This is a genomic window from Bradyrhizobium sp. LA2.1 (assembly GCF_040547725.1).
In the GTDB taxonomy this organism is placed as follows: Bacteria; Pseudomonadota; Alphaproteobacteria; order Rhizobiales; family Xanthobacteraceae; genus Bradyrhizobium; species Bradyrhizobium barranii.
Window position 1 is genome coordinate 165,484 of the sequence record NZ_JBEPQI010000016.1, and the last position, 26,694, is coordinate 192,177.

Below are 26,694 nucleotides of genomic sequence, written 5' to 3' on the forward strand. Positions count from 1 at the left end.
CTTTTCAAGCTCGGCCGTTGGGAGGGATCGAAGTTCGCTCCGGATTGCGAAAGCGGACCAACAAGCAGTCTTCGTCAGTCGACTGCCCCTGGCACTGCACGCGTTCGACCTCAATGAGCGCTTCAGTCAAAATCGTGATGACTGTCTCGGCGCCAGCGACATGCCCCCATCGCCTGCAGGTCGCATCACGTGCAGATCCGAAGACCAGATGCCCACGTGGAGCAAGCATCTTCACCATCTTGTCGATTGCGGTACGCATCCGTGTCATGTCTTCGAGATAGTAGAGAACTTCGGCCACCACGATCAGATCGAACAGCTCTTCGGTCGAGAACTGCAGAATATCGGTCGCCGCCCAGCTGATATGTGACCACCTCTTGGTCCGCTGGACCGCTCGACCGATCGCTCGCGGCATAACATCGATGACTGTGAGCCGTTTGCAGTGAGGAGCAAGCTTGTCTGTGAATGCACCGGCCGCGCACCCGATCTCGAGGCCGGCTGAGACGGCGCCGTTCGACAGCGATAGCCGTAGCAACTGGGTGTGACGCTCACGTTCGAACGGATTGTCGTCAAGCCGCCACGGGTCATCGTTTGCCAGCTCCCGTTCCAGCGACTGATATGTCTTGTCCACGCTCACCACTGAATCCCCCTACAAAGCTGCTCAGTCAGTCTCGGCCACAATGCCACCAGGCGCGATCAGCTGCGAGGGAGCGCGCGAAAGACCTGCCCCGCGAATTGAGCCAGGCGTTTCCGATGCCGGGTTAAGGCTTGGTCCAGTTGTCGCGTCTGCGATCGAGACCTTCGATTCATCGACGTCTGACGATTTCGCTACTTTGCGCGAGAGCCAGTCGCTGTTGCTCAAGGTACAGAGCGCATAGGCTTTCATCGGGAGCAGGAGGAAGATGTTGATCGGTGTGTGCAGCGAGAAGCCGATAAATCGAAGCTCACGGGCACGAAGGGCCGCTACGCTGCATCGAATCATGGTCATCGCGCCGATGGTCAGACCGGTCCACCAGGGCACGGTGCCGGTGAGCGCGAGCTGAGCGAGCGCGGCAATCGTTGAGATGGCGAGCAGCAGCGGCCCGAGGTTCTGTCCGAGCACGTCGAGCGTAAGGTACCAGTCCAGGCTGGGCAACAGGTGCAAACCGAGCAGCGTGTCGCGGTAAGTGCTCCGCGCCCAGCGGAGCTGTTGCCGCAGATATGGCAAGAGCCTGTCCGGGACCACCGTGGCGGCGATGGCGTCCGGAACGTACTCGGTTCGAAACCCTGCCTTGAGCATGAGGATCGTCAGATGGCGGTCCTCACCGAAGTCGCTCGGCTTTCCCCGGAAGAACTGCGTCTCGTACTGGTCGAGCAGCAAGAGCAGCGCGGAGCGGCGGTACATGGCACACGGCCCGCAGCAGCACATGACGGCGCCAAAGCGCGTCTGCGCCGCGCGCTCTTCGTTGCAAGCCAACCAGTACTCCATGTCGATCAATCGGGTCAGCCAGCTGTCGCTCCGGTTGCTGGCCGTCAATTGCCCCATGGCCGCGCCGATGGCTGGATCCTGCATCTTGCCTACGAGCTTGCTGACCACGTCACTGGCGATTTCCGTGTCGGAATCGACGTTGAGCACGAGATCGCCGAACGACCGGCGTATCGCTGCGATCTGCGCCTTGCGCTTTCCAACGTTGCTTGGCAGCAGAATGACCGTGAACCTCGGGTCATACGCGTAGCTCCCATGGACCGGGGCCACTGCACCGACATTTGCAGAGCCGTCATCGACCACATAGACTTGCAATCGGCCTGGGTAATCCTGGCTTGCGAGAGATTTCAGGCAGGCCGCCAGCATCCCCGGATCCTCGTTGAAGCAGGGCACGATGACATCCACGCTGGGCAGAGCTTCGGTGTCGACGAGGTCGTACGGCGGCAGTGAGGCGTCGGTTCGCAGCGCATAAAGCGCCTGCGCGCTCTTATGGACGCTGGAGAGCAACGCGTAGGAGGCAACAGCAGCGGTGCTGATGGTGGCAAGCAGGCTCATGGGAATTGATCTATTCAGTGAGTTTGAGGAAGCGACCGGATTGCAAATCCAAGGTCATGCAGTGCTGGAATAAGCTGGGCGAGCGCCGTCACAGTCTGGTCGCGCCGCCCAGAGTGAGGGGAGCGTTCCAACTCGTCGGGAGGGCACCCGTCGTGCAGGAGCACGATTGCCCCCGGCCGGACTGAGGCCAGCACCGCGGCAACAATCGCCTCGCCGCCAGGACGAGACCAGTCTTGCGGGTCCACTGACCAGTGCAGGGCTGCCAGTTCGGCCTTCGCCGACGCGGCGAGGGCCTCCTTGGTCCAACTCCCATACGGCGCACGCATGTGCCGCACAGAAGCTCGGGGGCAGGCCATCCCGATGACCTTGTTCGTCGTGAGGATCTCATATTCCACCTCATCCGGCATGCATTTGGATAAATCCGGGTGCGTCATTGTGTGGTTTGCGAGTTCGTGCCCTTCTGCAATGATGCGCTGGATCAGCTCCGGCTGGCCCGCTGCATATGCACCAATCACGCAGAAAGTGGCGGGGGCCCGATGCTGCGCCAGCACATCCAGGATAGCCGGCGTGCAATGCGGGTTGGGACCATCATCAAACGTCAGATAGACACAGCGCTCTCCGCCCAAGTCGGCGCAGTCGCTCCGCGCTTCAGTCTCGTTGGCTGCGGTGGTCACAGTTCTGGCCCGTTCCGTTCAATCATCTCACCGGCCGGCCATTCGCTCATTGGCCTCGCAATCGGCAGAACGAGGCCGACCACGTCCTCCACGCGCGTCGGAGGCACAGTGAGATAGATATCCGGACGAGCTGACCGGACACGGAGCCCTGGCAGAACAGTCGCCAATCCCTGTCGCCCGAGCAGCCTGGTAATATGTTTCTGCAGGGCGGATCGGACCGTGCCAAAGCCGAACGGCACCCCAAGGTCTCGCAACACGGGATACATCACGCGGATGGAGTGGCTGATGCCGAGCCCCTCGAGATCCGGGCGTACCCCGTACAATCCGAGTTCAGCCACAAGCAGGTCGACCTCACCCACTTTTATGAAGCGGCGCAGTGCGCCGATGTGAATCGCGATGCCACGATCATCGTAGCCGATCGCCCGAATCTCAGGCCTTGCGCCGGCCCAGCTTCGATGACCTTCAAAGGGTTTTGCATTGAATGCCCCGGTCGGACCATAGGTCTTCCGGAAGAAGTCGGACAATTCAATATGGTCAGCAAGTTGAAGCTCATTCTCCCAGCACAGCCTCCAACGAACTGGAGGGCGCGCCGAAACACCTCGTGTGGATCCGGGCGCGATCATGTCCATAGAGAGTAATTCCTGTTCATTATCTGGCTCCTGACGCAGGCCAACAGTTCGCTGCGCTCGAAAGGCTTGCTCAAGAACTGGAGTCCAGCTTGGAGGGGTCGACTCATATCGTCTTCGGAGTTGTCTGTGAGCACAACGGTGGGAATCACGCCTCCGGATCCAGCCAGATGATGGAAAAGCTCACAGCCACTCATCACGCTCGACTGCATGTCCGCGATCAAGCACGACGTGATCAAACGGCGGCCCGATTTCAAGAACTCGTCTGCGCTCTCGAAGGGTTCGGGTACGTAGCCCGCGGAAAACACCACATCTGTCAGAGCTTCACGCACTGACCGATTTGCATTCACAATGGATACGACGTCGAGCGTGTGCGCAACTCGCATCAGATTCGCCAAGGACGCCTTCGCTTGCATGTTCCGCACGATTTCTCCGCAGCAACGACGCAATCGGATGCGACCAAACCTCGTTTGGTACCCGCAACCGAAGGGGTCCAACTGGAGGGAAATATACGACCAGCTTGAGCCTTGGCTCAATTCTACGGCGGTACACGGCCGGTATAGAATGGGTTGGCGAAGCCATACGAAGGTTTGCTCGTCCTAAACGCCGACGCGCATTTGCGGATCCCCCACCGTGCTAGCTCGCCGAGATATGACTTGCGCAACACGCACGAAACTGCGACCGCACGCTCCAGATGTCTTGATCGATCCCTGGCGCTGGGCTGAGACGCGCTACGATATGTAACCATTCTGATAGATCTGACATCTCGCTAAACTATCCTTTGCTATTCTCATTCGGTACAAGTGGTAAAATCGATTGTATCGATAGAACACATTCATACCGTGGATCACTCAAGATTATGCGTTTCAAGGGACTCGATCTGAATCTCCTCGTCGCGTTCGACGCCCTGGTGACGCAAGGCAATCTCACTGCGGCGGCAAGAAGCATCAACCTCAGTCAACCTGCCATGAGTGCTGCCGTCGCGCGGCTTCGCACTTACTTTCGCGATGAGCTATTCACGATGAGGGGCCGGAAGCTTGTCCCAACACCGCGGGCTCAAGCGCTCGCTGCCCCGATTCGCGAGGCTCTCGCTCACATTCAGCTCTCGATCATTTCTCCGGACGGCTTCACTCCGTCTCAATCGAATCGGCGATTCAGGATTATCCTGTCCGACTTCATGACTGTCGTGTTTCTTCGACCTATCGTGGACCGCGTCGCGCGGGAAGCTCCGACAATCAATTTCGAGTTGCTGCCGCCGGTGGAGGAACCCGATGAACTTCTCCGGCGCGGTGAGGTCGATTTTCTCATGTATCCCGAGATGTTCATGTCGAGTGCGCATCCCAAGGCGGCTCTGTTCGAGGACACTTTCGCTTGCGTGGGCTGCCCGATGAACAAGCAGCTGGCGCCGCGACTTACGCTCGAGATGTACACGTCGATCGGGCACGTGGAAGCCCAGTTCGGGCGCACCCTGAGGCCCCTCTTCCAGGAATGGCTCTTGCTCGAGCATGGTTTCAAGATACGCACCGAGGTCGCGGTGCAGGGTTTTGGTATGATTCCGCCTATGTTATTGGGCACCAACCGTATAGCGAGCATGCCCTCAAGACTGGTCAGCCATTTCGCAAACACGATGCCCCTGCGGGTCATCGAACCTCCGCTGCGACTTCTCACATTCACCGAGGCCGTCCAATGGCCGGCCATTCATAATACTGATCCTGCAAGCATTTGGATGCGCAACATGTTCTTGCAACAGGCATCCTTGATGGTCTCTCGGACCGAGACCAACCAACGTCACGGCCTATTCTAGGATTGTTCGGCCGAACCAGATCTACGCCAACCTCGAAGCTCCAGAGCTCGCTGGTGTTCGGCCTTTCGACCTTGGCCCGCTTGAGCGTAGTTTGATCGCGTCGACGGCGCCGTGGATCCCGCGCTGCGGTGACGATCGTGCCAGGAACAACCTGGATCCACTCGCCATGAGCTCGCGACATTGTCCCGCTGCGCGCGTGCTTGGAGGATGAGTTTTTATGATGAGAGGACGGCAACTGTGCCAATGTATGGCGCACGGAAGCGCTCGCCGCTCCCATTTGCCAAGCCCTGCTCCACCTGCAGCTCTTGATCATCTCGGGCGACATGATCAATCCAGCCACATCGGATCGTGGGACATCCTTTGGGATCTGGCGACAGTCGTGTTACTTTCGAAAGTGTCGTGGCGGGTGGCGCGCGGGATGCCGCCGCCGTCAGTTCCGAGTTACGGCCCCTTACCGCTGACCCGGAAGAGCTACTTCGGTGCGATAACATGATTTGCCTATCTTACCCCGAAGCATCTATGTCCAGCGCACGCACACCAAAGCGATCCTGTTCGAGAATGAAAGTGAGTGAGCTTCCGGACGAGCAAGCCATTGCCCGCGACAGCTGGACGGCGCTGCGCAACACTGATCCAGCTCACGTGTGGATATGCGAGCTATTGCTGTAGGAGCTATGACACGTCCTTGTTTTCCCAAGGCGGTGGCTGCGCGGCGCCGGCGCTCGTTGACCCGTTTTGAACGCCTCCACGTTCAACGGATACTCGAGCGTCCTTCGAGGCTCGGTCCTCAATCGCGAGTAACGTTTCGCCAGCCGCGCAAAGTGCGCTTGCGTTGAGAAACATGCCGGGAATGGTTTTGCGGCGCGCCTTATCCGACGCCTTGCGTCGCAGACTTGCCCGTTGAAGAGCAGCCATCATCTTGGCGCATTCCCAAACCCGATGTTGCCACGCGCGAACAACTCCATCGCGCCCACAAAGCCATCTCAACAGGACTAGCAGCGTGTCGAAAACGGTGTTAGGCGCCGATCGGGCGGCCACGCCACGATGTGGTGGTAGGAATACTCTGCGTGATTGACCAATCAATTTGGCTCGACGATAGATCACAGCAAGGATTGCGACTGAAAGAGGCCATCTGATCAGATCAGTACTGTGTCCGGCCGCAATTCCTTAAACTGTGTCGCAAGAGCAAGCGGGGCTGCATGTACCTGCTTTCGCTTCGCGTGGCAATCAGATAGCAGATGGCCACTGCTGCGGCAGCGTCCAGCAAAAATTGCACGGTTTCGGTTAGGCAGCGTTGGACAAAAGGGAAGCAAACGCCGTGTTGCACAGCGGCACCACACGAACGCACCTGTCACATTCTTTCGACCAAGTCGCCGCTCCGTCTACTTTTTGCCCCACCACAGCCAAACGGCTTCGTCACGTGCAGCGAAGGTGCGGCAAATCAAAGGAGCTTACTGTTGGAGAAGCCAAGCGGAGTCTACGACCCCGAGGATCTCGCGAGCTTGGGAAACCTTTTTGATCGAGCAATCGCGTCTTTACCGACATGCATGCGAACCAGCGAGAATCGCGTGGCGATCGCCAGACTTGTGATGCAACGCGCAGCGAGGGACGAATTGGCGTCGCTGGCGCACTTGATGCTTGCGCTTGTCTCGGCTGGTTGATCAACAGCTTGCGCTCAGTGCTCCTGGGGTTCGCAGCAAGAGACCATCATCTAGATCATTGAAATAACTTGATTCTCACGTGACGTCAGGTTGTAGGCTTGCAAATTGAGGACCATGACAAACGCCACACCACGACGGCGCCGATGGCGCATTGGAGAACTTGCAGAGGCGACCGGCGTAACGGTACGCACTCTGCATCACTACGAACATACCGGGTTGTTGACGGCCGCCGAACGTACCGATGGCGGTCACCGCATGTACGATCGTGAAAGCCAACAACGCGTCTCTCAGATACGGGCGCTACGTGAGCTCGGCTTCTCGCTTCCTGAGATCCGCAAAGCCATCGAGGGACGGACGTCTCTCACGGACTTAGTGCGCAACCATCTGGAGCGAATTGAAGTTCAAGTCGCGCGGGCGACATTATTACGGGATCGATTGCGCAATATGACGACGCAAGGTGAGACCGAAGTTAGTGTCGACGAGCTGCCGGCCACGTTAGATGCAATGTCGCGGATTGAGGAGCGTACCCCCTCGACCATCTGCACGTGCGCCTCTAACGCCAGCCGCGAAGATCGGTGGCGGAAGATTCGGGACGAGCTACGAAGCTGCATGGTTCGGGGCGAGCCGCCATGCAGTGAGCGACCAAATGCGGTCGCGCGTCAGGCCCGTTCGCTGCTGACTGAGATCGCAGGAGTTGACTCGACTGTCTCGATGATACTGAAGGTGCTGACGCGATTGACCGAACCACACAATCTCGCCGGCTGGGATGCGAGCCTCATGCGATACCTGGATCTCGCCCTCGCCGCGCTGGAGAACCGGCTCGGAAAGAGTTGACGCGCCGGCTGCTCGGACTCGGTTGCTCGAATGTCTGTAACTGAATGAGCTGATGCTGATCCTTGTCTGACTGAGGATCGTTGGCCCGCAGCAATTCGCCTGCGAATGTGCATCGTCGGCACTCTTTGGGGACTTTCGCTCTGCCAAGCTCGACGAGCACGCTTCGAAGTACTTGATTCGTACGTAGCGTCAAATTGTACCTTCTAAAAGCATCGACGCAGCGGCGGGGCGAGCGACAGAGCGCCGGTTAGCCCAATGGAGACTCCAATGATCTGCATCACTTTCGGAAGTTCCCGGTGAGAGCGCTGGGCGAGAACAAGTCAGTGGATGAAGTCTTTGGCCATTGCCGGTGACTCCGCAAACGGCACGCTCTTTACCTTCATGCCGGAATCGACGAAGAATGCTGCAGGGGCAGCCGCTGTCGCCAAGCTCAAGGGTGCAAGCCAATCTGCCGCAGGTTGCACGCTACGCTTATGCCGTAGTTCAAGGATGGGCAAGCTCCGTCAGACGGGCGGGCACCTTCGATGCCAGGCGGGTCGCTGCGGCCGAACCTCGGGCTCAATCGAAAGGGCTATTGCCACGGTTCGATTCGACTCAAAGGGAGACAATGCCGCTCCTGGTCCATCGTTTACCACTGGCGCGACAATACCGTCGAAGCGGTCGCCCAGACCTGACCGCACGCACTAACATCGCACGGAGCGTTGAATGATGAACCATCGGCGGCCTGGCGATTACGCGCTGGTAACGTGCGTCGCAGTCGCCGCAGTCGCGGCATTTCTCGCCCTCGCGGCAATGCTATCACGGCTGTCGTGCACGCCCGAACGGCCGCCCGAAGAGTACGTTCCCATTCGTCTGGTACCACTGGAGTGAGCATCACTTCCACAATCGTAAGGCCGACGAACATCGGCGGCTTCTTCCACTTAGTGAAACTGACGCGCACCTCGCTCTCGGGAGTGAGCTGCCACGTCTTTAGAAGGAACGTAACTTTTGGCAAGATTTCTGTCTGCGGATTACGCGAGTTCAAGCCATTAGCAGCGCTGTTCGGCCGAGTGGACGTGGCGTTCCCTCCCCGAGCTATCGCCCAAAGTTGGTGACGGCGGGAATCGGAAAGGCGGCATATCGTGGGGGTGCTTGACGCCTCCACTTCTCCACCGAAGGAGCGATATGCCGTGTCCAACGATAACGTCATCCATCTGATTCAGCCAGGAATCTTCGACGATCAACTCACAGAAGTCTTGCGCAATGGAGCGCGTGCCCTGCTGGCCCAGGCGGTCGAGGCCGAGGTTGCAGACTTTCTCGGCCAGCATGCCGATTTGAAGACCCGGGACGGCCACCAGCGCGTCGTCCGCCACGGTCACCTGCCGGAGCGCGAGGTGATGACCGGCATCGGTCCGGTCGCCGTCCGCCAGCCGCGTGTACGCGATCGCGAAGCGGACGCCGCCGATCCTGGCCGCATCCGGTTCTCGCCGTCGATCCTGCCGCCCTACATGCGCCGGTCGAAGTCGATCGAGACGCTGCTGCCGATCCTTTACCTGAAGGGTATCTCGACCGGCGACTTCTCTGAGGCGCTGGCTGCGCTGCTCTGCTCGGCAAGGATGCTGCCGGGTTGTCGGCATCCGCCATCGGTCGCCTGAAGGATGGCTGGCTCGACGAGCACGCCGCGTGGCAGAGGCGCGATCTGTCGGCGAAGCGCTACGTCTACATCTGGGCCGATGGCATCCATCTCCAAGCGCGCCTCGAAGACGAAAAGCAGTGCATCCTGGTGCTGATCGGCGCGACGCCGGAAGGCCGCAAGGAACTGGTCGGCTTCACCGATGGCGCCCGCGAGAGCGCGCAGGACTGGCGCGATCTGCTGCTTGACCTGAAGCGGCGCGGGCTCGACGTGGCGCCGCGGCTCGTCATCGCCGATGGCGCACTCGGGTTCTGGAAGGCCGCCGCCGAGGTCTGGCCGAAAACGCGCGAGCAGCGCTGCTGGGTGCACAAGACCGCCAACGTGCTCGCCAAGTTGCCGAAGAGCCAGCAGCCGAAGGCCAAACGCGCGTTGCAGGAGATCTGGATGGCCGAAACCAAGGCCGCCGCCGAACTGGCGTTCGACGCCTTCATCGAGAGCTACGCGCTGAAGTACGAGAAGGCCGCCGATTGCCTGAGCAAGGATCGAGACACGCTACTGGCGTTCTACGACTTCCCGGCCGAGCACTGGAAACACTTGCGGACGACCAACCCCATCGAAAGCACCTTCGCCACCGTTCGCCACCGCACCATCCGATCGAAGGGCTGCCTGTCCAACAAGACGGCACTCGCGATGGTCTTCAAACTGCTCGAGGCCGCGCAGAGAAGCTGGCGTCGTCTCGATGGCCACAACCAGTTGCCAAAACTCGTTGTCGGTGTGACATTCAATGATGGGATCGAGGTCATCGCCAAGCCGACCGACCGTCAGCCCATAACCGCCGCCGCCTGACCGGCTCCGGCCGTCACCAAAATTTGGCGATAGCTCTCCCTCCCCTCGTGAAACAGGTATTCGCTGGGATAACGCCGTGCGCCCGCCTGATCCGCGCTGATCGCTGCCGGACTCTGATCCGGTGCGGCGCTTAGATCTGAGCCCGCCTATGGCAGCCCACCCTCACATTGATGCACGCCTTGCGCTTTCCGGCTCCGAACACAGCGAGCGCATCACGTAGGCTCGATGAAGTCCGTCAGCTGCTCTCGTCGACAAAAGGGAGAACGTCAAATTGGATGCAAAACTGAAAACTATGCTTTCCTCGCTCTCGCCGGTGGCTCGCGAATTGGATGCTCTGCCGTCCGGGCGGCCCACCCCCGACAATACTTGCGTGAAACTAAATACGAATGAGAATCCATTTCCTTTGCCCGCCATCGTGATGCGAAGCGCAATTGCAGCTCTTGAGGTGCAATATCGCTATCCGGAAGACGACAATATCAGCTTGAGACAAGCGGCCGCAGCGGCCTACGGGATTGCCACTGATCGCGTGATGGCTGGCAATGGATCGTCTGAACTCCCCAGTCTCATTTACAGAGCCTTTCTTGCCCCGGGCGACGGCATCGCGATGATGTCGCCCGGCTTCTCGTTCAATCGCAAGCTTGCCATGCTGCAAGGGGCCCGGTTCATTGAAATTCCCTGGCCTGAACCCGACTGCTTGCCGATGGACGAGCTGCTTTTCGGTCCGCCTAAACATGCTAAGTTCATTCTGCTGGCCAATCCGAACAATCCGACCGGAACCTTTGTTCCGCTCGCTGAGATCGAGCGCCTCGTTATACGGTCTGACCGATTGATCGTTTTGGACGAAGCTTATGTCGATTTCGCACCTGAGAACGGCCTACGCCTCATTGAGCGCCATTCGAATCTTCTGGTCCTGCGCACGCTTTCCAAGAGTCATTCCGCCGCTGGGATTCGCGTCAGCTTCGGTTTCGGCCATCCCGAGCTGATTGGGCGGCTTCGCAACATCCAGAATGTTTTCAACATGAATGTGGTCGCTCATGCCGTAGGCATGAGCGACCTTGCGCATCGCGACGCCTACGAGGAGAACCATCGCCACGTCAGGTTTGAGCGTCAGCGCGTAGCGGCCGCCCTCTCAGAATTTGGGTTCTCCGTAACGCCTTCCCACGCGAACTTCCTCCTCGCCCGTGTGCCGGTAGGCCAGGGTGGCAGATGGTGGCAGGCGGTGTTGCAAGACCAGAGCGTCCTCGTTGCCTTCTTTACGGATGCCGGCCTGCAAAGAGTGCATTCGCGTTAGCATCGGTACGAAACGTCAGATGGATGCGTTCCTTGCGGCTGTCGGCAGCATTCTTAAGAAGGTGGGACGCCGTGGCTAGTGATTCCCTTCCACTCAGGTCCCTGCACATGGAAATGATCTGCGCGTTCAAGTTGCCGCTCTTCCTAAGCTCAACCCGACCGGCCAATGGAGAATCAAGAGATGATCGAGGTCGACGTGGCACGACCAACACACCATCGCCGCATCGGGAGGCTCGATGTCGATGCACCCAGGCAATCACAAAACGCGTGGGCGCCCCGAGCACCTGGATATCGGATGGCCCACATTTGCATAGCCGGGATCACTCAGTCGATTTGGCCTCGTCAACAGAGCGATCCGAGTGAGAAAGCGGAAGAGAACGGACGCCTGGCAGAAGCCCAACTCCGAGGCCGCTGCATGTATTGTGGCAAATGGAAAGCGGCGCATCCCCTCCATGTCAGTTTTGCACGTGAGCCACCGCACGCCATCGCGTTACGGCTTGGAGCAGAGGATAAATGCCTTGCTCGCAAATCGCACACTTGCGAGTTCCGCTGAGCATATCTTGAACGTCCGTCTCACGCCCGCTGGGGCGTAGCAGCCGACATTTATCCCAGTCATTCGCCTGTTCGGGGTCGCCTCGCGCGCCGGCCAAATGCGCACAGGTCTAATTTCGCTGGGATAGTCCCAGATACTGGTTTGAGAAGGAGATGACCAATGATGTCACCAAGACTGATGTCAGTCCTCGGGTCGATGGTAGCGGCCGAGCGTATGTTTTGGAAATTTCGAGAATTGATCGATGGCGATAGCGCGATCGCACCTGAAATTCGAGAGACGCTTCATGTAATGTTTGATGCAAAGCTTCTTTCCGCAAAAGATAAGATTATGAGCGACGCGCGCGCTGCGATCGACGCAACTCCTGATTTGCCGCAGGCGGTCCGAGATCGAGCATACAGGTCGCTCTCCTTTGCAATGAAAATGTTCATGACCAACGAACCGCGCCGCCCTCAGGATCCTTTTAACGAAGTTGGTATCTGCAGCCCTCATCCCAAGATGCCTTGATGCATGACCCGCTCAAGCGATCGGCGCCTCACTGCCGCCGTACGAGCCGGCCGACAACGGTGCTTTGCCCAGCGTGGATGTCATCGTGCCCTGCTTCAACGAGGGACCCGCGTGCACTGGCGGCTTGCCTGAGGTCTCTCGCAAGCCAGGGCTTCCAGCAGTTCTGATCCGCCGCCGCTCCGAGTTCCCGCACGCCGTGGTTCCTAATGCGGCATTCGGCCTTGCTCAAGCAAGGCAATTGCCGATCTGCCACAAGAGGGCGAACGCCGAGCGCCGTCAGTTCGTCGAGCACAGAATCGGGAGGCGACGTGGAGGGCACGCGCGTGCTCGCGTGCAGTCAGTCCCAACAGCGCGGTGCAACGTGTGACTGCTGGCCGATTTCACCCGAGACACTGACGGTGAAGACTGCGAGCCGGCCGTTCACGGATGATGATCGAATCGGCGGCCGTGTATTCGCAACCGGCCCTGGACCTTTCAACGGACATTTGTGTGATCTTAGCATGCGCGGAAGCATTGCCGGACCGAATTCTAATCAGCGCAGGTGCACACCGCGGAGAAGACATGTCTGGCACGCGAGCCAGCGCTTGAACTGAATGCGACGGCGAGCACGATTGCGACAGCATCGACAAGAGCACCTTTCACTCTCCTGCGGCAGCTACGCCGCTTCCATGCCCGTGGCGACCTGCACTGGGCCAGAAGGAAGATCCAGAGCCACCGCACCACTTCGAATTTCATCTCGCGCAGGATCAGCGCCGCATTTGACCGTGACAAATGTTTCCTGGCCGAATCCAAATCCCTGAACTGAGAGGCTTCGAAGGTTAGGCGCCCTTCTAGAACTCGATCCGCGATAGTCAGTACAGCGGATGCATCATGAAACCTGACGAGCGCGTCGCCGAGGTACTTGAGAATAGCACGTGTTTTGATGATGAGGCATGGGAGTTGTGGGCGCAGTGCCTCTCACCCACTGAGCGGCTGGCGTATATTCGGAAGCATCGCTCTCAGTTCCCGTTCGCAGATTACGATGAAGTGATAGCTGTTGTACGAGGTCGGCCGGTTGCTCATCGGAGCTCCTTCAATGGCGTCACAGGATAAGAGCAAGGACCTGGCAAAGCGCTTTGCTCTTCTCGGTTGCGGTGTGGCTGGGCGCCATATGGCTTGCGGTGCGCTTCATCCGCTGAGATCAGCCGCCCGCTTTTCGCCCAGGCCTATGCAATCTGGTTCGCACGCGAAGGTGCATTGCGAGGCGTGATTCGCAACGCCGCAACCTGACGCAGGGTTCGGTTCAAGCATTCCTTTCGGCCCAAATGTTGCGATGCAGTTACAGCTATTCGTGCGGATGTTGTTAAGACGCGCGAGGCTCGGGGGCACTCAAGACATGAGAGTAGAAATGAAGAACTTGTTGCTTGCGACTGCAAGCATTGTGGCGCTCGGCGCGGTGGCGCCCGCATTCGGCGCGGATCTTGCTGCGCAGCCCGTCCAGCCTCTCTATGCCAAAGCCCCGCAGCCTGTTGCGGCTACGATCTACGAGTGGAGCGGCTACTACGTCGGTTTGAACGGCGGCTTGGGCTCAAGCTCGAATTGCTGGGACTTCAATGGCGGCACGCCTGAGGGCTGCCATGACGCGACCGGCGGTACCGTGGGTGGCCAGATCGGCTATCGAGGGCAGATCGGCCAGATCGTGCTTGGTGTTGAAGGCCAGGGGAACTGGGCTGATTTGAGCGGGTCGAATGACAGCGTCGCGTTTGCGGATAACAACCAGACCAAGATTGATGCGTTCGGCCTGGTAACGGGGCAGATAGGTTATGCCTTCGACAACGTACTGCTTTACGCCAAAGGCGGCGCCGCAGTGACGAGCAACACGTATCAGATTAGCTCGACCCTCACCGGCGCGCAGCTTGGGAGCAGCCAGCACGTTCTTCGGGGGGGCGCTTTGGGAGCCGGCATCGATTACGGCTTCGCACCGAGCTGGTCGGTCAGCCTCGAGTACGACCACCTATTCATGCAGCCCGCAACGGTGCACTTCCCCGCGCCCGCAGGCGGAATCGATCGCATCCGCCAGGATTTCGATCTTGTGACTGCACGGCTCAACTATAAGTTCGGCGGGCCCTTTCTTCTGAAACATTGATCAGCAGTACGAACGGCGGTATCGAAAGCCCCGGCCCAAGGCCGGGGCTTGCTTTTGCAAGGGCGGGCTTGCTCGATCAAGCAATACCGTTATCGCAGGCGACTAGGTGGTCGCAATCCAGGCCCAAAAACCGCTCCGATCTTGGTCGAGCGGCGGCATCCACAACGAAGCACGCTTGCGAAGATCACTGTCATCGCGCGCGCGTCATCGATGCGCCGAATAGTCTGCCGTCATGCCCAGTCCACGTCGGATTTAGGCGATCGTGCGAACTTCTCCCGCCTCGAAAACACGACCAACCCTCGGCGGGATGCGCATCTATGCCCCCCAAGACGATCGGGATGACAGGCTTGTCAGCTATTCGCCGCAACAGCATCTTCTCCACCTTGGGCTGAACGTGTCCTCGCTGATTTTGTCATGTTGCCACGCTGATCAGATCGCTCGCTCGTGACTTCGGCATAGGTCGGTACGGGCCAGCGGCGCCGAAACGTCAGATATGACCGAGGCGAATCGCCTTGGCAAGGCGATGGGTACGGCTGTTCGTCTCTAGCTTTCGCATCGCGTTCTTCAGGTGAAAGTTCACCGTATTCTCGCTGACTCTCAGGATGACTCCGATTTCCCAGGATGATTTCCCCTCTCCCACCCAGCGGAGGCAATCCTTTTCTCGTTCGGATAGGACCACTTGCATATGGCATTTGCCCTTCGATGACGGCGCGATTTCTGTGAATGCATGATGAAACTGCCAAGCCAATGCGTTGAAACGACTGAGGCGATACTGAGGGTCAACATCGTCGAACCTGGATGCAAAGGATACGAGGGATAGCTGTCCAAATGGTCCGAACAGTGGTACGGTTACGCCGCGCTTCAGACCGGCCTCTTTGGCCTCGTTCAACACACGCTTGGAAGTGCTCGACCGAACGCGACAGTCATACTTCTCGTCATGAGCTGCAATCGATTGGCTGAGATCGGATAGCTGCTCGATAGAGAACATTGTGCATGCGCTTCTTCGGGAGGAGGCGGACCTCAAGCATCCAGCAAATGTCGTACCAGCTGGCGCGCCAGGAGCGCTGCCGCAAAGCAGGAGTGCTGGAGAACTGGCCGCACCACGTTCACTGCTAGAATTCGGACATTCGTCGCAAGAGAGACAACCTTGTTGGGGCTAGCTGAAGAATATATGCTGCATCGACAAGTACGCGAACGATCGTTTACGCGTTGGCCAGCCTCCCGCCTCTGCTCCGGGGGTCAGCCGAGCTAGCGTAGACCCGGCGCCCGCGTCATCAAGCGAACGGCGAAAGCATTTGAAAGCTGTCATCGCAGCAGGTCATTCCGAGCGCAGGCGGCGGGTGCCTCCAAAGAGCAGTTCATCCCTACCCTATCACTGCAACTCGCCATAGAGTTTCAATCGCGCCCGTGGAATTTCGAGATCTATGCTGGGCTATCCCTGCGTCCCAGCACCGAAGCCTCCGCCAAGCGGCAGACCGCACTCAGAATCAAGCAGTCAACGCTCAGCCGCTGCCTACGCAATCTCGAACACAAGCTCGGCAGCACGCTCCTCCGAGCGCACCAACGGCGGCACGCGACCGACGATCCAATGTCAGGAATTCCTCGGTGCCGCCCGACGCATCGTAGCTGATAGTGAGGCAATGGCGGCACGCCTCAAGATTAGCTCGCGTGGCGAGAGCGGCGATTGGTCATTGGCATTCACACCTCCTCTCAACGGGCTACCCTCCTCGAGCAACGGAACCGCTTCCCCGACGTCGAAAGGCATCTGGTCGACGGATCGAGCGACCATCTAACTTTGACCTCGCCAGCTCCGCCATGACCTAGCCTTCCTGGCTGGGCCGACCCCAAGATGGAGTGACAGGTCTGGACTGCCCGCTTAAGTGAGACACGTTCGAGGATGATGTGTGGCAGCACAATCGCCCCTCTGCCGGCGCTCGTACTCGCATTGCCACGCGGTCTACAGTCCTGAGACCACGGCAGGCGACAGGTTGGGACTGTTTGCCCCGCAACGCCGCCACAGCGCCTCCCGGAGTGATGCCGGCCTGGATCGTCCGCCGGGCCATGACATGCCGGACGACACGGGCGCGAACGTCTCAAGTCCTTCAGCGTGGCAAGAAATGTCTCAACTTCGATCTCAATACCGTGTGCCAGAAGCTGCTGCGCACGACACGCACCCTAACATTATGAGTTCGAACTGAGCTGCTGCCGGTTTGATGGACACCCGGTTAAGCTAATCCCACCTTACGTTCGAACTCAACTGGGCTGACGCATCCGATCGTCGAATGACGCCGGATGCGGTTGTAGAACCGCTCGATGTAGTCGAACACATCCGCTCTGGCCTCGTTCCTGGTGCGATAGGTTTTGCGCTCGATGCGCTCGGTCTTCAACGACGAGAAGAAGCTTTCCATCGCCGCATTGTCCCAAACGTTGCCGGATCGGCTCATGCTGCAGACGATGCCGCTGTCGGCCATCAGGCGCTGGAACTGTTCGCTGGCGTATTGGCTGCCGCGATCGGAGTGATGCATCAGGGCGTCCGGCTTGCCGCGTCGCCAGACGGCCATCAGCAGGGCGTCTGCAACCAACTGGGCCGTCATACTGGCGCGCATCGACCAGCCGACCACCCGGCGCGAGAACAGATCAATCACGGCGGACACGTAGAGCCAGCCTTCAGCGGTCCAGATGTAGGTGAAGTCGGCGATCCACTTCTGGTTCGGCCGCTCGGCCGCAAACTGACGGTCCAGAAGGTTCGCCGGCACGTTCGCTACCTGGCGATCGCCTTCATCCTTGGGCAGACGCCGGCGCCGTGGCCTCGCCCGCAAGGCTTGCAGGCGCATCAGCCGCTCGATCCGGTGCAAACCGCATTCGACGCCGTCTGCCAAAAGGTCTCTCCAGACCCGCCGTGCGCCGTAGGTCCGGTCGCTGGCAACAAAGCTTGCCTTCACCTGCTGGCCGACTGCCTCGTCGCTCCGGGATCTGACGCTGGGGGACCGATTCAGCCAGGCATGGAAGCCCGACCGGGATACGCCCATTGCTTCGCATAGCCATGCCACCGGCCAGATGTTCCGGTGCTTCGCGATGAAGACGAACTTCATGTCGCTTCCTTCGCGAAGTAGGCAGCGGCCTTTTTTAGGATGTCCCGCTCCGCCTTCAACTTGGTGACCTCGCGCCGCAGCCGCTCGATCTCCAATTGCTCAGGCTTCATTTGCCCGTGGCCGGGGAAGGCCTGCACAGGGTCGGAGCCGAACTCCTTCACCCATTTGCGCAGCACGTTCTCATGAACGCCCAGGTCGCGGCCTGCTTGCGCCACCCACACCCCGCGTTCCCTGACAAGCCTGACCGCTTCGATCTTAAACTCTCGACTGAACTTCCGTCTCTGCATGACCTACCTCCGGCTCGATAAAACACCCAATCTCGGTGTCCATCAAACCGGCAGCAGCTCAAACATCGTGAGAGGCATTTCGTGCAGCTCCCCTTCCTACTCCAACGTGATGCGCAACTTCGGGAGGACTCCGCGACCTTAAGCCAAGCCGATGCAGCGTATCGAGGGCGTCCAGGACGCCACCTTCTTCCCGTCGCAGCCAGCATGGATTTGTCGCGTCTACAACAATGAGCCTGTCTTGGGAGGTTGCCCACGTTCGCTGCTGTCGCATCCAGTTGGACACTGGAGATGGCTGTCTTTTCCATCCGCACGCCACACGCGTCCTTCGGCCATACCGCACCGTTAGTCGGCTCATGGAGCAAGTGCCCGCACTCCTTCACTAAGCGCACAGCGCACTCCTCAAGCCCGCCTCAATGGGTTGCGGCTAAGCGCTAACGACAAAGCCCATCATCGGGAGCGATAAGAGGAATGCCGTCCAGAGTCCTATGCGCAGCGACTGCCGTAACAAACCCAGATGATCCGCCCCAAATTCTTGTGCGATAAAGGGCGCGACGGCCGCCAGCAGAGTGACCCAAAGCCGAGGCTGAAGACATAGACTCTGCCGGCCAACTCTGCCGCGGCGATCGCCTCAATCCCGATGCGTTCAACAAAACCATGATCGGTCGTCATCATCGCGGTTGCCCAACCTGAGTCAGAACCATCGGCCACGCAAGCTTCGCGGTCTAACAAATGAGGTAGGCACATCCCACGCGGCGTCCCGGCGACATCATGATCAGTAGACAATCTCGGCCGTAAGACGAGGCTCTTCGCCTCATCAGCTGCCGCACCAACCATCGAAAACCGTACGTGAAGTTATCGGACAGATCCTCCACGCATTCGCGCACAAAGACGTTCACTCTACGGGGACTTATACTGCTCATGTAGGGCCCTCGCTGAACCACCCACCAAGCCGATCGCGCGCGAGGAGCTCACCTATTGATTTATGGCATCTAGGCCAAGCAGCATAACGCCTCATCTTCGAGCGAATGCGAAACGCGGTTCTGGGTGGCGGTCCGCATCATCTTCTTCCTCCTCGTGCGACCGATGCTCGATTCTAGAGGCTGATGGCGAAGAGCCGACACAATTTGTTGGGCCGCTCTAGGTAAATTCTAGGGCGCGCGTGGTCAAGCAAGACCTAGTCACTGTGAGCAAAATGGCACGCCTATTGCTTTGAGGTAAACGAAAGAAGTGTAGCGAAGGCAGAGGGAGCCTTTCAATCACTTGCCGACAACTGTTTGGCGAGTGATTCGGATGAATGTGCGGCTTCAGGACAACTTTTTTGACAGGCAGATCACAGCAACTGCGCGGTCCCGGCGCTTTTCTCGGCCTGACATGGGGGAGAATCGAGTTGCTTGTCTACCAACGTGAGCTAAATGTGGCAACGACTGGGGTTTTGCGGCTGGCGCGGGGATGCCACTCGCCAAGTCAATCCGTTGCCGATGCTTACCGGAGGCAGCGTCCACTCTGGTAAAATCGGTAGGGACCGGACTCGAATTTATGCGTGATATGCCGGTATTCCACCGCAGCGCGCTAACGAGTATGGAGCTACCTGATGGTCGCGCCCTTCGAAGCTATGACACACAAACTAGATGAGGGCCGCAGACCATCGGTCGTCTTTGTTGGCAGGAATAGCCGTGGCAACTGGGTCGCCCGCGAGCAGAGCCGGTATTTTTGGAGGCCTCTTCCTCACCCGCGCCCAAGCGCTCAAATACGCCTTGGCGGAAAATAACCATCATCCAGAAGCCATTGTCGAGATTTCAATCGAAATGGATCTGGATATCCCCGGAGAGCGGACGGAGGCGGTTTCATATGCCCCCCCAATTGGTCGCGATTCGAGATTGTCTTCCCAGTAGACGGAGATCGTCAACAGGGATCACCTCACGTAAATTGCATATTGCGAACAGGCTGACAGTGTCTCGTGTCTTCACGCGCCGTCGCCCCTACCGCAAGAACGATCAGGCCTTTGTCGAGAAGAAAGATGCCGCCGTCCGTCGCCTGATGGGCTACGGCCGCTTCGATGGCGTCGAGACGGCGCGCCCGATGGGCCGCCTCTATGCGGCGGCACGGCTCTACGTCAACTTCTTCCAGCCGTCGTTCAAGCTGAAGGAGAAGCGCCGCGGTGGGGCTAAAGTGATCAAACGCTATCATCTCCCATCAGCGCCCTATGAGCGTGCAGTGGCGCATCCCAAGGTGACCGCGGCCGTGAAGAAGCGGCTGCGTGATCAGTATCGCTCGCTCGATCCAGTCGCGCTGTTGGCCGAGATTCGAGCGACCCAGGACGAACTCGGCAATGACGTCGATCATCGTGCCGGACAGGCGCGCGGCCTGCAACCCCCAGCACGAGCACCGCGCCCGCGACCGCAGCCACTTTTGCGAAGACGCTCGGCAAGACGACGACGTCCGGCGAGTCGCGTGCCACGCACCGGCGCACCCGTCGGCCCTATAAAACCAGGGTTCGCATGCCCTCCAAGCTCGACCCGCATATTGCTGCGATCGAGGGCTGGCTCGCGACGCAACCGCAGCTAACTGCACTCGCCATCGTCGGCCGGCTCAGCGAGAAACACCCCGAGGAGTTCGGGACGAAACAGCATTCGATCGTGCAGCGTCTGCTGAGGGCGCTTAGACGGAAGACGGCCTAGCAGTTGGTCGCGGAGGAGCCGCTCGGCCAGACCGCCACGATGGCGCCGCAACCGCACGGACAGAGCCTGCTCGCAGGCTCGATGATCCGTTCCACCCGAGGCAGATGGGCAGGCAAGCAGCCGCGATTGCGATGAGAACCTTGATCCGGCGCGCTCCGCGATCGGCCCTGGATCACAGCCTCGGCTCTCTCCTGCGCCGCGTCCAGGATGCCTTGCGCGATCTCCACGTCTTCCAGCGGCAACTGATACTGATTTGGCCGCAGCTTCTCGGACTTCGCGCCGAATTTCTCGCGTCGCAATTCCCCGAGAATGACCTCCAGCCGACGTCGCGCTTCCTCCGATGCCGCCAGTGCCTCCTGATGCTCGCTCAAGGCTGAGTGCGTTTGCGCCAAAATCGCCTTCAGGCGTTCGTTCTCCGCGCGCAGCGCCGCAATGCTCATGCGCCATTTCGAGCACATCACCACTGCGCGTGCCACGTTCAAAATAGCTCCCGAGTCAATCTGCCGCAGTTATCCGGCCGCCTGCGGACGCCGCGCTTCTTGCGGGCGCACCAACCTCCAATCCAGCCCTTTGAACAGGGCTGCGAACCTCGCTGGCGATATGCGCATCACGCCGTCTGCGATCGTTGGCCAAACGAACCTGCAGCCTTCGAGGCGCTTATGAACTAACACGAGGCCCGTTCGATCCCAGACCACAATCTTGATCCGGTCCGCTCGTTTCGATCGGAACACGAAGGCTGCGCCGCTGAACGGGTCGAGGCGAAGCATCTCCTGCACCTTTGCCGCAAGTCCATCGTGGCCACAGCGGAAGTCGATCGGCCGCGTCGCGATGTAAATCTTCAGATCGGCACCGGCTGCGATCATCGTGACGCTCGCATTGCGCGGATCACCCGCGGTGCGAGGCGTCGCAGCCGACATTCGCGCCGCTGGTCGTGGAAAGCGCCTTGGAGGAGGGTCACGTTCCGGCGATAGCGCTTGAGATCGCGATCGGCGATGTGGTGCTGCGGACCGACACAGCCATAGATGGCGAGCAGCTGTCCCGCCGCTCCGTGCTTGCGCGCCACCTCGGACACCTGGGCACCGGGTGGCAGACTCTCGGCGACGATCCGAGCTCTCTCAGCCTCCGAACGCACGCGGCGTCCCGACGGTCCTTCAAGGACCTCCAGCCGGCTCACCGGCCTTACCGATGAGCCGTCCAAATGGACGTCCTTTTTGCTGTCCAATCGACAGTCGGTCGATCCACAGCCGGCCATCCGGATTGAGCATCACCTCGACGATTGCCGGATCTTCTAAATACCCTGCGATGGCGGGCCCGAACGCGTACGCAGCATACCGCGCAAGTTCGCCTCTGAATCAGAATGGATCGCAACGATTTGCCCCAAGCTGCTGAGGCCGCTTCGGTGCCCTCATCTGAAGGCAAATAAAAGATAGATCGCGTGTCACCGCAACAGAGGGAATATGCCGTTCGTAGTGTAGCGTAGAGAAAGGAAAATGTGAAAAGAGCGCCGGCTTGACGCGCCGACCCCTCGAGGGCGAGGCGAGAAATCAGTAATGAGCAATGGTCTGGAGCTTACTATTTTTACGCCCCTCCCGGTCGCGGTGTTTACTCGGGCTCCATTGCTTCTCCTGAACCACTGTCGCTCCCTCGCGTGGGCACGATTGAGGTCCCACTTTTTGAGGAAGCTCAAACCGGGGCTAATGAACCACATCAGCCGGCGGGCTGCCGCAGGCACCAATGCCGACACTGGTCGGGTGCACTACCGTGAGCCTAGTGACCCTGCACCATTCCCCCTGGGATCAGGGGGCCCAGTACTGCACGACGATTGCCAACGCAGAATGCAGGCATTCAAAGGTGATTTCTAGTCCGCAATGGCCGAGCTAAAATCGCAGATCTACTTGAGCTGCGCGTGTAGCGAGACATGGTCGAGTTCACCTTCCCACCACGACACAAATACCGCGGCAATACCGTTCCCGATGATGTTGGTAAGCGCGCGCACCTCGCTCATGAACTTGTCGATCGAGAATACGATGGCAATGCCCGGGACGAGGTCAGGACTGACCACGGTCAAGGTTGCGGCCAGGGTGACGAACCCAGCACCGGTAACACCACTTGCGCCCTTCGAGGTGAGCATCGCCACAACGAGTATCGTGAGCTGCTGGCTGAAGTCGAGATCGACCCCGAGCGCCTGCGCGATGAACAAGGTCGCCAACGTCATGTAAATGTTGGTCCCATCCAAATTGAAAGAGTATCCTGTCGGCACCACCAGGCCCACGACCGGCTTGGAACAGCCCAGCCGTTCGAGTTTTTCCATCAACTGCGGCAGCGCGCTTTCGGATGACGACGTTCCGAGCACGATCAACAGCTCATCCTTGATGTAGATGATGAACTTTAGAATAGAAAAACCGACCAAGCGCGCGACCAGGCCGAGCCCAATGATCACGAAGAGCCCGGCTGTCACATAGAACAGCGCAACCAAGCCGATGAGTTTACCGAGCGCGGACGGTCCGAATTCGCCGATAGTGTAGGCCATGGCGCCGAACGCCCCGATTGGCGCTGCCTTCATTACGATCCTAATGACACCAAACACCGCGTGTGCAGCATCGTCGACCAGGCTGCGCATCCGCTCACCCCGCTCGCCAAGCGCCATCAGCGAGAATCCGAATAGGATGGCAAACAGCAGCACCTGAAGCACGTCGCCTTGGGCCAGAGCGCCAACTACGCTATCCGGAATAATATTGAGGAGGAAATCGACGGCCTTCTGCCCTTCCGCTCTTTTGACGTAGTTGGCTACCGCCGCGGCATCAACCCTGGGAGCGAGCCCATGGCCTACCTGAACGAGATTGCCCATCACGAGACCCAAGATCAGCGCGAAGCTTGACACGATCTCGAAGTAAAGCAGCGCCTTGACGCCGACACGGCCGACCTTTCGTGCATCCTGCACATGCGCAATTCCGGACACAACAGTGCAGAAGATGATCGGCGCGATCACCATTTTGATCAGCTTGATGAATCCGTCACCAAGCGCCTTGACCCAGCTGCTCGTCCCCACAGCAGGCCACAGCCAGCCAACGAGAACGCCAATCAGGATCGCGATGACTACCTGGATATAAAGAACATTGTACCAGCGGCCAGATGGCTGGAGCAGGGCGGCGGCTTTGACAGAGCGGCGCTGACGGTGATTGTACATCACGCTCGACCCGGCGCCGTGGTACCAAAGAGTGGTGACAATGAAGGCTCGGCCCCGCTCAGTGTGCCCTTAGCGCGGCGCGCACAGGGCACTGACCGCTTTAAACAGCCCGGTCCGTTCCCGCGGTTTGCCGCCTCTCCCGATTCGGCTTGCCACCAACGCGAAACGAAGTTCTGAATCTCGCCTGAAACCAGCGGTAAAAGCTTGAGAAAGCTTGCTTGAGAGTTGGAATGCATCAGCGTCACCATTTCTATCTTTTTACTCCAAGAACCCACCAGCACCTTATAAGGCGCCACAACTCTAGCACCGAGCACCACTCTTCACCTGAACAGGCATTCTCGGCGCTATCGCGCCGGAGCGCGACGTACCTTTAAGAAACATTCACCCTAAAGAACTTGTGGTGGTGCAGCTCGCCTGCGTTCACCCGATTACTCGTCCTATCCTCACTTCAGGTGAATGCCCCGCTATCCTTAAAGACATCGACTTGGATCGCAAAAGCACAACGGCCGAGAAGACATGACAATCAAAATTGCTCACGCTGCCCTTGGCGATCTCGGTTGCGGCTTTTCAGACGCTGCGTTTTTTCCGTTTCGAACAACACTCCTCCTGAAAGAGCTTCTTACTCCTGTAGCTCGCCAAAGCCTTGAGTGAGCAGCTGCACCAGCTTCCGCTTGGTTAGATCTGGCATAGGCGCTGCATCCAGCCATTTCAGCGCCACCTCGACCAATTCGATCGCCCGATCCCTTTTACCGGTCTCGCAATAGTACTGAGCGACCGCCCCGTACGAGAGGAACTTCGCGTTCTCACTGCCTTGGGGCGGATTCGCCGCCAGGATGTGTTCGGAGAGGTCCTTGCCCATGGCAAAGCGCTCGGCATGTGGAAAACCCGAGTAGTCTTTCGCAGGGTCGAAGAGTTGGCGGATGGCCACGCGCATCCGATGCACGCATTTCTGCTCGATCGCATCGCGAACCAATTGGCGCAATACGACCAGGCCGGCGCGCATGTCGCGTATCTTGTGAAGCAACAATTCCGCATGAAGCTCATGGAGGCCGACATGGTCCGGCATCGCGGCGAGTGCCTCTTCAACTACTGAAAGAGCTGCCGCCCAATCCTCAGTATTCAGGGCGGCCCGAAGCCTGGCAAAGATCGGCTCCATCAGCTCTCGTTCGCGCTTTTCGCGTCGAGCTCTGTTTATCCTCTCCGCATCTAGGGCTTTGGCTTCGTCGCTCACTGCCCAGGAGCTGTTCAGAATTTTCGGCAGCACGTTCTCGAGTTCCGTCGGATGGCCGATAAAGGCCAAGCGGCCCTCACGATCGACCACGAATGACGAGGGAATGCCGAAAGAAACGCTGGGATCCATCCAAAGCTTGTTCATTTCGCCGGCGTAGTCGAATGCGATCGGGAAGTTCAGATTTGGCAAGTTCTTCGTCAACCAATCGTCCAAGCTGGCTCGCGCTTCATCTGCCGACGACGCTTGTTCCTCAGCCGCGATGCCTACCACCTCAACTCCGTTACTCCTGTATTTGCGTTGCAGGGTCACCAAACCCGGCATCGAGGCGATACATGGTGGACACCACGTCGCCCAAAAGTCGATGATGTATACCTTCCCAGGTTCGAACTTTGTAACGGGCTGGCCACGTAGCCAGTCCTCAACTTTGATGGAGGGAGCCGGCGAACCGACTGTCAGCACATTCTCCTCACCGACTTGACTTGCGCTCTCAGTCAGACTGGTCATTGCTCAAACTCCCTTTACCTGGCTCTGCGGAGAACAACAGCAAGCCGCATGCCAGCCAGCACTCATTGATAATGCGCATTTTCCTATCATTCCTGTCGAACCTGCGACGCATGTTGCATATCCGACCAGCTGTTTGGAGCTTCTCAGCCAATCTGTCGGCCGCCGTGCGGACGTTCTTGACGCCTGTAGGCCGAGAGCCGGAGGTCAGGCGGAAGGCCGAGTTCACCACTCCACATCTTGAACGGTTTCCAGGATGACCATTTCGGCGCTCCGGATCACGACGTGAACTGACCTGCTTTGGCCCGTCGAGTTGCGCTTGACGGCGATCTCACTCTCCAATTCAACTCTTTGAGCCAAGGGCCAATGAACCAGACCGGGGCGACCAGCTGCAGCACAACTTGATACCGAACGCCGTCTGATGCGCGCGATTGAGGGGTAGTGTCCGTCCTTTGCCGGCCATTGCTCGAGAATTAACCCCGTCCCGTACTCGACGAGGAAAGCCGACCCGAAATGCAGAACGTTGAGCACACCGTTTCTTGCGCGCGATCATTCGGGCGGAAAGTAATCTCTGATGATCGCATAGCTGAGGACGATTGGCTGATCCGACCACCGTCACAACGATCCACGGCAGCGACAGGAATGGCCGATACAATATCAGCGCGAGTCCGGCTGCAATGAACAGAGCAGCTATGATTGCGAGCAGCTTTTGCATGTTCTTGCCAAGCCGGCGCAGCGAATCGGCGAGCGCGCCGAGCAGCAATGCGGCAACGCTTAGGGCGATCGCCATGACGAGACTGCAGGGCCCACGCGACCCGCTACATGTTGAAGAGATCGGCGCAATGTCCAGAGCCGCCCATCCGCATAGACGATCTTCAGGCTGACTGTCCCTGGGGCTCTTCGCAGTTGCCTCTTGCTGTGGAACCACAACTAGATCGAAGCGCCCGGGAAGGCACTGGATGCGGCAAGCACCTGAAATAGACCGCGCGAGCCTATCCATTTAAGCAATGCCTCGGCTGGTGCGGTTGCCGTTACCGCGCCCAGTGCACCCAGCATGATCATATAGCCGTGATGAGCGCCACGCGCTCTCTCGGAAACCAGAGCACGAGGTCGCCGACGGACGAGCGACTTCGCGGACCGTGCGTGCACCCTTACTTGAAATCGAGAAAGTTACC

Annotated in this window: 21 protein-coding genes and 2 pseudogenes; 8 read left to right on the plus strand and 15 right to left on the minus strand. The window is 59.0% G+C overall.

Annotated features, from left to right (window positions below; genetic code table 11):
* Positions 1-4: 4 nt before the first annotated feature.
* From nodS to ABIB95_RS28615, 5 genes are read right to left on the minus strand one after another with little or no spacing between them, the layout of a single operon-like run.
* Positions 5-634 (minus strand): nodulation methyltransferase NodS, encoded by a 630-nt coding sequence (gene nodS, locus ABIB95_RS28595; RefSeq protein WP_247457881.1) that lies wholly within the window; start codon positions 632-634, stop codon positions 5-7.
* 24 nt (positions 635-658) lie between these two features.
* Positions 659-2,017: a chitooligosaccharide synthase NodC gene (gene nodC, locus ABIB95_RS28600; RefSeq protein ID WP_354244221.1), complete on the minus strand. Its 1,359-nt coding sequence runs from the start codon at positions 2,015-2,017 to the stop codon at positions 659-661.
* A gap of 14 nt (positions 2,018-2,031) precedes the next feature.
* Positions 2,032-2,691, minus strand: coding sequence for a chitooligosaccharide deacetylase NodB (gene nodB, locus ABIB95_RS28605; RefSeq protein WP_354116726.1), 660 nt, complete (start codon positions 2,689-2,691; stop codon positions 2,032-2,034).
* Positions 2,688-3,320 (minus strand): NodA family N-acyltransferase, encoded by a 633-nt coding sequence (locus ABIB95_RS28610; RefSeq protein ID WP_247457883.1) that lies wholly within the window; start codon positions 3,318-3,320, stop codon positions 2,688-2,690. Before ABIB95_RS28610 ends, nodB begins: the two co-directional genes overlap by 4 nt.
* Complete coding sequence (locus tag ABIB95_RS28615) at positions 3,311-3,733, minus strand: response regulator transcription factor (protein WP_354116730.1); 423 nt, start codon at positions 3,731-3,733, stop codon at positions 3,311-3,313. Before ABIB95_RS28615 ends, ABIB95_RS28610 begins: the two co-directional genes overlap by 10 nt.
* Before the next feature lie 443 nt (positions 3,734-4,176).
* Between ABIB95_RS28615 and ABIB95_RS28620 the strand changes: the two genes are divergently transcribed.
* The 6 genes and pseudogenes from ABIB95_RS28620 to ABIB95_RS28645 all read left to right on the plus strand — a co-directional run bounded on the left by ABIB95_RS28620 (position 4,177) and on the right by ABIB95_RS28645 (position 14,543).
* A complete protein-coding gene (locus ABIB95_RS28620; RefSeq protein WP_354116727.1) occupies positions 4,177-5,121 on the plus strand; it encodes a LysR family transcriptional regulator in 945 nt (314 codons plus the stop codon).
* A 1,772-nt stretch (positions 5,122-6,893) separates the two neighbouring features.
* On the plus strand, positions 6,894-7,613 hold the full coding sequence (locus ABIB95_RS28625; protein ID WP_247457885.1) for a MerR family transcriptional regulator: 720 nt from the start codon (positions 6,894-6,896) through the stop codon (positions 7,611-7,613).
* 1,169 nt (positions 7,614-8,782) lie between these two features.
* Positions 8,783-10,071 (plus strand): annotated as a pseudogene (locus tag ABIB95_RS28630) (IS256 family transposase).
* 292 nt (positions 10,072-10,363) lie between these two features.
* Positions 10,364-11,441, plus strand: a pseudogene (locus ABIB95_RS28635) (pyridoxal phosphate-dependent aminotransferase).
* 632 nt (positions 11,442-12,073) lie between these two features.
* Complete coding sequence (locus tag ABIB95_RS28640) at positions 12,074-12,418, plus strand: hypothetical protein (protein WP_247457887.1); 345 nt, start codon at positions 12,074-12,076, stop codon at positions 12,416-12,418.
* A gap of 1,387 nt (positions 12,419-13,805) precedes the next feature.
* Positions 13,806-14,543 (plus strand): outer membrane protein, encoded by a 738-nt coding sequence (locus ABIB95_RS28645; protein WP_354244224.1) that lies wholly within the window; start codon positions 13,806-13,808, stop codon positions 14,541-14,543.
* Positions 14,544-15,030: 487 nt separating this feature from the next.
* Here ABIB95_RS28645 and ABIB95_RS28650 read toward each other — a convergent pair whose 3' ends face one another.
* From ABIB95_RS28650 to ABIB95_RS28665, 4 genes are all read right to left on the minus strand, one after another.
* Positions 15,031-15,531 carry a helix-turn-helix transcriptional regulator gene (locus tag ABIB95_RS28650; RefSeq protein ID WP_247457889.1) on the minus strand — a complete coding sequence of 167 codons (501 nt, stop codon included), beginning with the start codon at positions 15,529-15,531 and terminating at the stop codon, positions 15,031-15,033.
* 1,237 nt (positions 15,532-16,768) lie between these two features.
* Positions 16,769-17,922, minus strand: a protein-coding gene (locus tag ABIB95_RS28655; protein ID WP_247457890.1) for an IS3 family transposase whose coding sequence is annotated in 2 segments (ribosomal slippage) — positions 16,769-17,673 and positions 17,673-17,922 — 1,155 coding nt in all. Because the reading frame shifts where the segments join, the coding sequence is not laid out codon by codon here.
* Between the two features lie 424 nt (positions 17,923-18,346).
* The gene (locus ABIB95_RS28660; RefSeq protein WP_247458304.1) at positions 18,347-18,430 is read right to left on the minus strand and encodes a hypothetical protein; all 84 of its coding nucleotides are present in this window, start codon (positions 18,428-18,430) and stop codon (positions 18,347-18,349) included.
* Complete coding sequence (locus ABIB95_RS28665) at positions 18,406-18,594, minus strand: hypothetical protein (RefSeq protein WP_247457891.1); 189 nt, start codon at positions 18,592-18,594, stop codon at positions 18,406-18,408. The genes ABIB95_RS28660 and ABIB95_RS28665 overlap by 25 nt, the downstream gene beginning before the upstream one ends.
* Positions 18,595-19,872: 1,278 nt before the next feature.
* Between ABIB95_RS28665 and ABIB95_RS28670 the strand changes: the two genes are divergently transcribed.
* A complete protein-coding gene (locus tag ABIB95_RS28670) occupies positions 19,873-20,487 on the plus strand; it encodes a hypothetical protein (protein WP_247457892.1) in 615 nt (204 codons plus the stop codon).
* Positions 20,421-20,600 (plus strand): hypothetical protein, encoded by a 180-nt coding sequence (locus ABIB95_RS47425; protein ID WP_502916638.1) that lies wholly within the window; start codon positions 20,421-20,423, stop codon positions 20,598-20,600. The genes ABIB95_RS28670 and ABIB95_RS47425 overlap by 67 nt, the downstream gene beginning before the upstream one ends.
* Here ABIB95_RS47425 and ABIB95_RS28675 read toward each other — a convergent pair.
* From ABIB95_RS28675 to ABIB95_RS28705, 6 genes are all read right to left on the minus strand, one after another.
* Positions 20,597-21,040, minus strand: coding sequence for a transposase domain-containing protein (locus ABIB95_RS28675; protein WP_502917565.1), 444 nt, complete (start codon positions 21,038-21,040; stop codon positions 20,597-20,599). The genes ABIB95_RS47425 and ABIB95_RS28675 overlap by 4 nt on opposite strands.
* A 69-nt stretch (positions 21,041-21,109) precedes the next feature.
* Entirely contained in the window at positions 21,110-21,463 is a 354-nt protein-coding gene (gene tnpB, locus ABIB95_RS28680; protein ID WP_247457893.1) for an IS66 family insertion sequence element accessory protein TnpB, read from the minus strand.
* A complete protein-coding gene (locus ABIB95_RS28685; protein ID WP_256470585.1) occupies positions 21,460-21,852 on the minus strand; it encodes a transposase in 393 nt (130 codons plus the stop codon). The genes tnpB and ABIB95_RS28685 overlap by 4 nt, the downstream gene beginning before the upstream one ends.
* A 639-nt stretch (positions 21,853-22,491) precedes the next feature.
* The gene (gene dctA, locus ABIB95_RS28695) at positions 22,492-23,787 is read right to left on the minus strand and encodes a C4-dicarboxylate transporter DctA (protein WP_247457894.1); all 1,296 of its coding nucleotides are present in this window, start codon (positions 23,785-23,787) and stop codon (positions 22,492-22,494) included.
* Positions 23,788-24,406: 619 nt separating this feature from the next.
* Positions 24,407-25,522 (minus strand): TlpA family protein disulfide reductase, encoded by a 1,116-nt coding sequence (locus ABIB95_RS28700; RefSeq protein ID WP_247457895.1) that lies wholly within the window; start codon positions 25,520-25,522, stop codon positions 24,407-24,409.
* 340 nt (positions 25,523-25,862) lie between these two features.
* Positions 25,863-26,309, minus strand: coding sequence for a hypothetical protein (locus tag ABIB95_RS28705; protein ID WP_247457896.1), 447 nt, complete (start codon positions 26,307-26,309; stop codon positions 25,863-25,865).
* Positions 26,310-26,694: the final 385 nt, after the last annotated feature.